Here is a 1,688-nt window from a genome sequence, read left to right as displayed (position 1 = left end):
CTCTGGCGAAGAAGCCGCACCGCGCCGTCATCCTCACCACCGCCAATGCGCTGCAGCAGCGCATTGGCGGTGGTGAGGATGACGGCGCGGTGCGGCTTCTTCGCCAGAGCGATCATGGCGGTCAGCGCATCGAGGCGCTTGGCGGCAGCATCCGAACCGGGCGAGACGCGGTCGTAGGGCAGACAATCCCACGCCGGCAGTTGCAGCACCGGCAGGCCGGGGGCAGCGAAAGACAGCGCCTCAACGATCGCCGGCAGGCGCTGACCGTCGCGCGCGACGAACAGAACCGGCTTGTCGGGCGCGATCTCGAGTGCCGCCTGCACCAGCGCAAAGGCTTCATAGCCATCAGCGACGCCGTCGACGATGAACTGGCCGGCGCGGTCTTTCGGCAAACCGATGGTGGGAATGAGGCTCATGAAATCACGGTCTTGTTTTATCGCAATTCACTAGGGGAAGCGCTTTGCACTTTTCCTGGAATTGCTTGTGTTCAGAATGTCAGAGAATGGCGGAAAGCCAGGATCTTTTGCAGGACGGCACAATCGATATCGGCCGGCACCGGGCGTTCGCCGGTGACCATGGGCAGGAATTCGGTATCGGGAATGTCGAGGAGCCTCTCATATTGGTCGATTTCCTCGGCCGTCAAGGCGCCGATCTCAGCGTCGGCGAAAGTGCCGAGGATCAGGTCCATCTCGCGCATGCCGCGATGCCAGGAGCGAAACAGAAGCTTGCGGCGGCGGACGTCGAGCCCCTCGCTTGATCTCGTCGTTCCGGTCATCGTGCCGCATCCTTGCTTGCTGCGGCGCATATAGCGTGGATAGAAGGGGCTGTCAGCCTTGCGCTGCCGCCATCGCAACATAAGCTGACATCATGCGCCCGACCATCCTCGATCCCTTGTTTGTACCGATCACGTCGCTTGCAGGCGTCGGACCGAAAGTCGGCGCGCTGATCGAGAAGGTTGTCCCGGCCGATCTGGGTGACCGCCCCGCCCGCGCGGGCGACCTTCTGTTCGTGCTGCCGCACACCGTCATCGACCGGCGCAGCCGCCCGGGCATCGCAGGATCCGCGGAAGGCCAAATCGTGACGCTGGAGGTGCGCATCGACCGCCACCAGCCGCCGCCGCGCGGCAACAGGTCGGTGCCTTACCGCGTCTTCGCCCATGACGACACCGGCGAGATCGCGCTGACCTTCTTCCATGCTCACGCTTCCTATCTCGAAAAGGCGATGCCCGAGGGCGAGCATGTCGTGGTCTCGGGCCGCATGGAATGGTTCAATGGCCGCCCGAGCATGGTCCACCCCGACCATATTGCGCTGGCCAGCGAGGCGGAAAACCTGCCGCTGGTCGAACCGGTCTATCCCCTGACAGCCGGGCTCTCGGGCAAGGTGCTGCGCCGGGCGATCGGCCAGGCGCTGGCGCGTGTGCCTGAATTTCCCGAATGGCAGGACGGCGCCTTCATGCGCCGGCACACCTTTGCGGCCTTTGCCGATGCGCTCGCCCGCATCCACAATCCGGCCGACCCGATCGATGTCTCCATCGATGGCGCTGCCTGGCGGCGCCTGGCCTATGACGAGCTGCTGGCGGGCCAGGTCTCGCTGGCGCTGGTGCGGGCGAAAGTCCGCCGCCTGTCCGGCCGTCCCCTGGTCGGCGACGGCCGCATCGTCGAAAAACTGAGGGCCGCACTGCCCTACTC

At 65.0% G+C, this 1,688-nt stretch carries 1 protein-coding gene and 2 pseudogenes; 1 reads left to right on the top strand and 2 read right to left on the bottom strand.

Annotation, left to right across the window (positions count from 1 at the left end; translation table 11 throughout):
• A pseudogene (locus EN964_RS33775) lies at window positions 1–416 on the bottom strand (transcription-repair coupling factor); the annotation flags it as partial.
• 71 nt (window positions 417–487) lie between these two features.
• Window positions 488–775 carry a succinate dehydrogenase assembly factor 2 gene (locus tag EN964_RS33770; RefSeq protein WP_027036782.1) on the bottom strand — a complete coding sequence of 96 codons (288 nt, stop codon included), beginning with the start codon at window positions 773–775 and terminating at the stop codon, window positions 488–490.
• A gap of 92 nt (window positions 776–867) precedes the next feature.
• Here EN964_RS33770 and EN964_RS33765 point away from each other — a divergent pair.
• Window positions 868–1,688: pseudogene (locus tag EN964_RS33765) on the top strand (ATP-dependent DNA helicase RecG); the annotation flags it as partial.

It is taken from the genome of Mesorhizobium sp. M7A.F.Ca.CA.001.10.2.1 (assembly GCF_003998575.1).
In the GTDB taxonomy this organism is placed as follows: Bacteria; Pseudomonadota; Alphaproteobacteria; order Rhizobiales; family Rhizobiaceae; genus Mesorhizobium.
The sequence above is the reverse complement of the archived record's forward strand: the minus strand, read 5'-3'. Positions and strand labels throughout refer to the sequence as shown.